The sequence below is a fragment of the Geodermatophilus dictyosporus genome (genome assembly GCF_900115505.1).
GTDB lineage: Bacteria > Actinomycetota > Actinomycetes > Mycobacteriales > Geodermatophilaceae > Geodermatophilus > Geodermatophilus dictyosporus.
Window position 1 is genome coordinate 222,572 of sequence record NZ_FOWQ01000009.1, and the last position, 7,802, is coordinate 230,373.

Annotated in this window: 6 protein-coding genes and 1 tRNA gene; 2 read left to right on the forward strand and 5 right to left on the reverse strand. The window is 74.1% G+C overall.

What is annotated here, in order from left to right:
- Window positions 1–29 precede the first annotated feature (29 nt).
- From BMZ33_RS19830 to BMZ33_RS19845, 4 genes are read right to left on the reverse strand one after another with little or no spacing between them, the layout of a single operon-like run.
- Window positions 30–836 carry a phosphocholine cytidylyltransferase family protein gene (locus BMZ33_RS19830; RefSeq protein ID WP_169064601.1) on the reverse strand — a complete coding sequence of 269 codons (807 nt, stop codon included), beginning with the start codon at window positions 834–836 and terminating at the stop codon, window positions 30–32.
- The gene (locus BMZ33_RS19835; RefSeq protein ID WP_091115210.1) at window positions 823–1,953 is read right to left on the reverse strand and encodes a CDP-glycerol glycerophosphotransferase family protein; all 1,131 of its coding nucleotides are present in this window, start codon (window positions 1,951–1,953) and stop codon (window positions 823–825) included. The genes BMZ33_RS19830 and BMZ33_RS19835 overlap by 14 nt, the downstream gene beginning before the upstream one ends.
- Window positions 1,950–2,723, reverse strand: coding sequence for an HAD family hydrolase (locus BMZ33_RS19840; RefSeq protein ID WP_169064602.1), 774 nt, complete (start codon window positions 2,721–2,723; stop codon window positions 1,950–1,952). Before BMZ33_RS19840 ends, BMZ33_RS19835 begins: the two co-directional genes overlap by 4 nt.
- Entirely contained in the window at window positions 2,720–4,303 is a 1,584-nt protein-coding gene (locus tag BMZ33_RS19845) for a mannitol dehydrogenase family protein (RefSeq protein ID WP_091115213.1), read from the reverse strand. Before BMZ33_RS19845 ends, BMZ33_RS19840 begins: the two co-directional genes overlap by 4 nt.
- A gap of 647 nt (window positions 4,304–4,950) precedes the next feature.
- On the opposite strand from BMZ33_RS19845, the gene BMZ33_RS19850 reads away from it, so the two are divergent.
- Together BMZ33_RS19850 and BMZ33_RS19855 are read left to right on the forward strand one after the other, a co-directional pair.
- Complete coding sequence (locus BMZ33_RS19850; protein WP_169064603.1) at window positions 4,951–5,775, forward strand: M23 family metallopeptidase; 825 nt, start codon at window positions 4,951–4,953, stop codon at window positions 5,773–5,775.
- A 103-nt stretch (window positions 5,776–5,878) separates the two neighbouring features.
- A tRNA-Ala gene (locus BMZ33_RS19855) sits at window positions 5,879–5,951 on the forward strand.
- Between the two features lie 686 nt (window positions 5,952–6,637).
- On the opposite strand, the gene BMZ33_RS19860 is transcribed toward BMZ33_RS19855, so the two are convergent.
- Window positions 6,638–7,729 (reverse strand): IS110 family RNA-guided transposase, encoded by a 1,092-nt coding sequence (locus tag BMZ33_RS19860; RefSeq protein WP_169064604.1) that lies wholly within the window; start codon window positions 7,727–7,729, stop codon window positions 6,638–6,640.
- Window positions 7,730–7,802: the final 73 nt, after the last annotated feature.

The window sequence follows — 7,802 nt, forward strand, 5'->3', positions numbered from 1 at the left end:
ACCCTGCAGCGGGACCGTCCCGTCGGTCGCTACTGCTGGGGTACCGGGTGCAGGCGCGGGGCGCCGGCCAGCAGGGCGTTGGCGCGGTCGAGGTCGGCCTCGAAGTCGACCTCGACGGCGGTCCACCGGGAGATGTCCAGCGGCCGGAAGCGCAGGCCGGCGTCGGCGATCGCGGTCTCCATGCCGCGCTCGAAGTAGTCCTGGTCGCCGCAGGCCTCGAGGTGCTCGACGAGGACGGCCTTGTCCTCCGACGAGACGTAGTTGATGCCCACCGCCTCGCCCAGGCCGCCGGTCACCGTCTTGGACAGCCCGGCGACGTAGCCGTCGGCGTCGAGGGTGTACTTGACCTCCTCGTCGGCGACGGTGGAGGTGTCCACGCACACGAAGCTCTCGTCGGCGGCCAGCGCGGGCAGCACCGACTCCAGCACGGCGGCGTCGAAGACCACGTCGCCGTTGAGCCACAGCACCCCGCCCGAACGCGTCGTCCGCAGGCCGCGCAGCAGGCTCTTGGACGTGTTGGTCCGCGCGAAGTGGGGGTTGTAGGCGAAGCGCAGGTCGGGTGCGGCCTGCATGAGCAGCTCGCACTGGAAGCCGACCACGGCGGTGACGTCGACGTCGGAGCCGAGCACCTCCGCCAGCGTGTCGAGCTGGCGGTGCAGGATGCTGCGGCCGTCGAGCAGCGGGGTCAGCGGCTTGGGCAGCGGGCGGCCCAGGCGGGTCCCCATCCCGGCGGCCAGGACGACCACCTGCACGGGGAAGGGCTTCCGGCGTCCGGCGGTCCGGCCGGCTGTCCGGGTCTGCAGCCCGGTGGTCGACACGAGGTCAGCGATGCGCACGAGAGTCCCCTCCTCGGGTGGTGGCGACCGCGCCGGCGGCGGATCCGCCGGGCGGGAAGAACAGGTCGAGGACACGCTCGGTGGCGTGCCCGTCCTCCAGGGAGGTGTAGGTCTCCCGGAAGTCGCGGTAGCGGTCGGCGTGCGCGGCGGTGACGGCGTCGAGGTCGGCGATCGCGTCGAGCAGCTCGCCGCTGGTCGTCAGCAGCGGCCCGGGGGCGATCTCCTCGATGTCGACGTAGAAGCCGCGCAGCCGGTCGCGGTAGTCGGCGAGGTCGTAGGGGAAGAGCAGGATCGGCTTCCCGGTGACCGCGAAGTCGAACATCGTCGACGAGTAGTCGGTGACCAGCAGGTCGGCGGCCAGGTACAGGTCGCGGATGTCCGGGTACGACGAGACGTCGCGCACCGGCATGCCCTCGACCGACTCGAGCCGGTCGGAGACCATGTTGTGCAGCCGCAGCAGGAGCACGTGGTCCCCGCCGAGCCGGTCGCTGAAGTCGGCGAGGTCCACCGGGAACTCGAAGTCGCGCTCGCCGGTGCCCTCGAACACCAGGTCGTCGCGCCAGGTGGGGGTGTAGAGGACGACCCGGGCGTCCTCGCCGATGCCCAGCCCGGAGCGCACCCGCGCCCGCACCTCGTCCCGCCGGGGGCTCGAGAGCAGGTCGTTGCGGGGGTAGCCGGTCTCGTGCACCGGCCCGCGGTAGCCGAAGGCCTGCCGGAACCGGCCGGTGCTGTACGGGTTGGGCGAGAGCATCGCGTCCCAGCGGGCGATGTCGTGCTCGAGGTAGGCCAGCCGGCCCTCGGGTGCCCACAGCACGTCGTTGTGGATGCGCTTGAGCGGCGTGCCGTGCCAGGTCTGGAGGTAGAAGGCGTCCGGGCGCTTCTCCCAGTCCAGCGGCACGTGGTCGTTGGAGACGACGACGTCGGCGGCCTCGAGCGCCGCGATGCTCTCCGGGCTGCCGAAGTGGACGGTCTCGACCTCGGCCGGGAACGCGCCCTCGGCGACGGCCGAGGTCAGCCAGGTGTGCTGCACGTCGTCGCCGCGGGCGGCGAGCGCCTCGTAGATCGCGCGCGGGCTGTCGGAGAACAGGCCGCGGAAGCTGGTGTAGACGATCCTCATCGACCACCTCCGGTCAGGACGGGCAGCAGCAGGTCGGCGAGCTCCTGCCAGGACGAGACGACGGTCAGCACGCCCGCCTCGCGCAGGGCGGCCGCGCGGTCGGCGCGCTCCGCCTCCTGGACGAAGAGCAGGTTGCCCACGGTCGGGCAGCCGGCGCGCACGGCCGACAGGGCGCCGGGCACGGAGTCCTCGACGGCGAGCCCCTCCGCCGGCGCGATCCCCAGGGTCTCACAGGCGTGCAGGTACACGGCCGGGTCGGGCTTGCTGGTCGGCGTCGGGAGCGAGTCCTCGGCGCTGAAGCGGGCCGCCGGCGGGATGAGCTCGTCCAGGCCGGTGGCGGTGAAGCAGGCGGCCAGGCGGGCCAGGGCGCTGGAGCTGACCGCGGCCAGGCGCAGGTGCGGCGCCAGGGCCGCCAGCGCGGCGGACGTCGGCCCGTGCGGGCGCAGCACCTCACCGAGGTGGGCGGTCACCGCGGCCTTCTCCTCGGCCACCCACGGCTCGACGTCGACCTCCGGGCGCCCGGCCTCGGCGGCCAGCCGCCGCGACGTCGTCCGGAAGTTCATGCCCGTGGTGGCCAGGCGCAGCTCCTCCGGCGTGAGGCGCCGGTCGTCGCCCAGCTCGGCCAGGAGGCGGTTGGTGACCTCGGCCGAGGCCACGAACGCGGGCTCCTCGGAGGGGAAGAGGTTGCCGTCGGCGTCGCAGAGCAGCGCGGTGAGGCCCGCGACGACGTCGCGGGGCAGGGCCGCCGCGCCGGTGACGGCGGCGCTCACCGGGCGTCCACGGGCAGGACGGGGACCAGGGGGACGACGGGGCGCGCGGCCACGGTGGCGGCCACGGTGGACGCGACCGTCGCCCGGGGGCCGTCGCGCTCCAGCCGGTGCAGCACGCCCTCGAGCTCGCCGGCGAAGCCCGGGACGGTGCCGAGGTCGCCGAAGACGGAGGCGTCACCGAGCAGCGGGCGCGGGTCGGTGCCGCCGGCCAGCGCCAGTGCCTGCAGCACCGGGCCGCGGTCGTCCTCGACCGGCAGCGGCCGGCCGGCGTCGTCGGTCCGCTGCAGGTAGCGCACCCAGCCGGCGAGGGCGAGGGTCAGCAGGGCGTGCGGCCGCCCCTCGGCCAGGGCCTGGCGCAGCGAGGGCAGCAGGTGGTGGGGCAGCTTGGTGGAGCCGCGGCGGCACAGCCGGGACAGCCGGTCGGCGATCGCCGGGTTGGCGAAGCGCTGCAGCAGCGTGGCCTTGTACTCGTCGAGGTCGATGCCCTCCGGGCACGGGATCAGCGGGGTGACCTCGTCGTCCATGAGCGCGGTGGCGTAGCCGGCGAACACCGGGTCGGCGACGAGCTCGTCGATCCGCTCGTGGCCGGCCAGGGTGCCCAGGTAGCCGAGCGCGGAGTGGGTGGCGTTGAGCAGCCGGGTCTTCATCAGCTCGTGCTCGGTGACGTCGCGGACGAACCGCACACCCACCCGGTCCAGCGGCGGCCGGCCGTGGCAGAAGGTGTCCTCGATGACCCACTGGGAGAACGGCTCGGTGACCACCGGCCAGCGGTCGTCGACGCCGTGCCGCTCGGCGACGGCCGCGCGCTCCTCGGGCGTGGTCTGCGGGGTGATCCGGTCGACCATGCTGCTGGGGAAGGCGACCCGGTCGGTGATCCAGCGGGCGAGCACCTCGTCGCGCCCGGCGGCGAACCCGACGACGGCGGCGCGGGTGGCGTCGCCGTTGCGGTGCAGGTTGTCGCAGGAGACGACGCTGAACGGCGGGGTGCCGGCACGCCGGCGGCGGTCGAGCGCCTCGACGAGGAAGCCGAACACGGTGCGCGGTGCGTCGGGGTGGGCGAGGTCGTGCCGGACGTCGTCGTCGGGGGTGAACGCGCCGGTGGAGGGGTCGAGCAGGTAGCCCGCGCCGGTGATGGTCATGGTGACCAGCCGGGTGCGCGGGTCGGCGAGCCGGTCGAGCACCGCGGTGGGGTCGTCGGGGGCGAACAGGTAGTCGGTGAGCACGCCGACCACGCGGGCCCGCTCGCCGTCGGGGCTGCGCTCGACGACGGTGTAGAGGTTGTCCTGCGGCGCGAGGGCCTCCTGCAGGAGGCGGTGCCGCAGGCCGACGCCGACCACGCCCCACCCGCGGGAGATCCGCCGCTCGGCGATCTCGTCGAAGTAGGTGAGCTGGTGGGCGCGCGAGAAGCCGCCGACGCTGAGGTGGACGACGGCCGGCACCAGCGCCGCCCGGTCGTAGGTGGGGACCGTCAGCCGGGTGCCGTGCTGCCCGAGCGTCGCCGTCGTCAGGGGGCGGATGGACAGGACGGGGGCCACCGCCGCTGCCGCGGGATCCCGTACGGGGCGCTCGGGCTCTGCCATGAGGCATCGGTCCTTCCTGTCAGGGCCGGCGTGGCCGGGAGCGCTGCACCCGGGGAGGGGGGCGCGTCCTCGGGCCACACCGGGGTGATCATGTGATCACGTGCGGGCTCCTCTGCGCACATCGGTCTCGGGTGCGCGGAGCGCCGGGAACCGCGGTGGGCGGTCACGGCCGGTCGGTGGCGTCCTCAAGGGGCGGGCGGGTGCCCGCGTCCGGTGCGCACCGGACCGGCGCGCGCTGTTCGACGCCGGGAGAGCCAGCCTGCCCTACGAGGAGGGCAGCCAAACGCGGGGACGGCGCGTCGTGATCGAGGACACACGGGCGTGTCCGTGACGACGCGCCGTACGGATGGTCACGAAGCAATCACGACGTGTTTGGATGGGCACGACCGAATCGGGACTCCCCGGAGTCCGCTCCCCACGAGACGGGCAGGTACATGGGCAACCACCGGAGGTCCGCGGACGTCCTCGTCCGACCCGCCAGCGGGTCGCACCGGGCGGTCCCCGGTCCCCGGTCGGCGCACTCCGGCCGTCCGGCCCCCGTCGCCCCGCGTGCCACGGCCGTCCCGACCGGCGTCGGCGGCTTCCCGGCGGTCCCCGCTCCGCGGGCCGCGGCGGACGCGGTCGCCGGGTGCCCGACCGACGTCCTGGTGGCCGATGCCCTGGTGACCGACGTCGACCTCGTGGTCGCCCCCGACCTCGACGCCGACCTCGACGCCGACCTCGACGCCGACCTCGACGCCGACCTCGACGCGGCCCCCGTGACCGCGGGCCGCCGGGCCGCCGGGCGTCCCGTCGGCCGCCGCCGTCCCTCCCTGCTGCTCGCCGCCCTGGTGGCCGGCGCGGTCGGTGCCGGGGTCCTCGGCCTGCACGGCACCCCCGACGCCGCGGCCGAGCCGACCTCCGTGCTCGACGCCCAGATGGAGCTGGCCACCGGCGACGAGGCGGTCGAGGTCATGCCGATGGCCTCCATCACCGAGGCGGAGGCCCAGGCCCGACTGCAGGAGGTCGCGGCCTCCCGCGCCGAGCGGGCCGCCGCGGAGGCCGCCGCGGCCGAGGCCGCGGCGGAGGCGGCGCGGCCCAGGTACGTGCTGCCGGTGGCCGGGGCGCGCTTCACCAGCGGCTACGGCGGCCGGTGGGGGACCTTCCACTACGGCATCGACCTCGCCGCGCCCATGCGCACGCCGGAGGTGTCGGTGGCCGACGGCGTCGTCGTCCGGGCCGGTGCGGCCAGCGGGTTCGGCCTGGCGGTCTACATCCTCCACGAGAACGGCGACGTCACCGTCTACGGGCACATGGACGAGATCCTCGTCGAGCCGGGCCAGTACGTGGAGGCCGGCGAGACCATCGCGCTGCTCGGCAACCGCGGCCAGTCGACCGGTCCGCACCTGCACTTCGAGGTGCACGAGGGCGGCATGAACGGCACGCGGATCGACCCCGTGCCGTGGCTGGCCGAGCGCGGCGTCGAGCTCTGAGCGGGCGCCGGCCGGGCCGACGCGCGGGCACCCCGGCGCGGCGACCCCCGGACGGCGATGTAGAGTTCTCCCCGGCCCGAGCGAGTCCGGGCGGGCCGGGTACGGGGCTGTGGCGCAGCTGGTAGCGCACCACACTGGCAGTGTGGGGGTCAGGGGTTCGAGTCCCCTCAGCTCCACCCCGATGACCAGGCCGTTCCCCTTCGGGGGGACGGCCTGAGTCGTCTCTGGTTGCAGTTGATGCCGAGACCGTCGCTGAGTTGGCCGGCGCTCCTCGAGGAGCTGTGGCCAGTCCCGCCGTGTCGGAGCGAGGGGCCGCGGACCTGCACCAGTCTCTCGACCACCTGGACCGGTGATCGGTCCGACGTCGTGGCCCGCGCCTGCTCCCAGGTTCGGTGCCGGCAGGTGGCCGAACACCACTGGGGGATCGGTCCACGGCTCTTCGGGGTGATCGGCCCACAGCACCAGCCACAGGTCCGCGCCGCGGCCCGTCGCTGGTGACCGGCTACGGCATCGGCCGCGCTCGGCCGGGCAAGCTGGTCGGTGTCTGCTCCGCCGGCTCGCGACGCCGTGACTCATGTTCCCGCCGTTGCCTCTCACGCTCTCGTTGTCGGGCTCGGTAGCCGGGGCTCCCGCTGTTTCCCGTGCCGACGACGCTGCAGATGAGCCTCCAGTAACTCGTCACCACGAGTTCCGGAACCGCAGGTGGGCCTCTATGTCCAGTGCCGCTCCGGACTAGGTTGGTGGCCGCGGTGGGCGTGGGTGTCTGGCTTGAGCGAAGAGCAGGATCGGGACTGCAAGTCCTGTCGCGCAGCTGGCTTCGGCCGTCAGTCGTGTCCCGTTGCCGACCTCGCGTCCACCGCCCTCAGGCCGTCGCGGTGAGCGGCTGGAGTGGGCTGGTGAGCTGGTCGGCGCGCAGGGTGCGGTAGACGACGTCGGAGAGCCGGCGTTTGAGGCAGCGCAGTGCCTCCCGGCCAGTCTTTCCTTCGGCGCGTTTGCGTGCGTAGTAGGCGCGGCCTTCGGTGTCGGCGCGGATCTCGGTGATCGCGATCGTGTAGAGCGCGCGGTTGAGCTGGCGGTTGCCGCCGCGGTTGAGGCGATGGCGCACGGTGCGCCCGGAGGAGGCCGGAATCGGCGCGGAGCCGTTGGCCGCGGCGAAGGCGTGCCGGGAGGGATAGCGGCGCACGTCGACGACCTCGGCCAGGATCCGGGCGGCGACGAAGACGCCGATGCCGTAGATCCCGCTCAGCGAGCTGCCGCTCTGCTCCACCAGGGCGGCGATCTGCTCGCGCAGGCCGGCAAGCTCGGCGTGGATGGCCAGCAGCCGTGTCAGCCGCGCGTGGGTGACCGTGGCCCGGACGCTGAAGTCGTTCTCCAGTAGCGCCAGCGCCGCGCGCAGGTGACTGGAATTGGTCAGGTGGGGGAGGCGGTGCCGATAGCCGGGCCGCAGCCAGCCCAGATCGGCGTGCACCCGGTTGACGGTGGCGGTGCGCTCGGCGATGAGCTGCTCGCGGTAGTCCATCAAGACCCGCAGGTCGGCCGGCAGGCCCTCCATCGGCCGCACCGTCGGCAGGTTCGGCTCCCGAGCGGTGATCCGGGCGATCGCCACGGCATCGACTGGATCGGTCTTGCCCTGCCCGGGCCGCCCGGAGCGCTCTCGGGAGGTCAGTCCCGGCGGCACCTCCACCACGGCGATTCCGGTCTCGAGCAGGTGCATCGCGGCGGCCCAGCCGAAGTTGGTCGAGCCCTCGATGCCCACCCGCTCGACCCGGTGCTCGGCGGCGAGCGCGCTCAGGGCGGTGAAGCCGGCCGGGTCGTTGGGCAGCTGGCGGACGACCACCGCCCGGCCGCCGTCGTCGATCACCGCCACGGCCAGGGTGTCTTTGTGGCTGTCGATTCCTGCGAACATCCCTGCCTCCGCTGCGCCGTCGACCGCGGCCGGGCAGAGCGCGAGCACCTCAAGGGACCACGAGCCGCGTCCCCACGCCTCTATCGAGCGTCAGCTGCCCGGACTGGACCGCCGCCGGGAG

Excerpts from the sequence above, each read along its gene's own strand:
- BMZ33_RS19835 (WP_091115210.1), bottom strand. The coding sequence starts at position 1,953 with ATGAGGATCGTCTACACCAGCTTCCGCGGCCTGTTCTCCGACAGCCCG.
- BMZ33_RS19845 (WP_091115213.1), bottom strand. The coding sequence starts at position 4,303 with ATGGCAGAGCCCGAGCGCCCCGTACGGGATCCCGCGGCAGCGGCGGTG.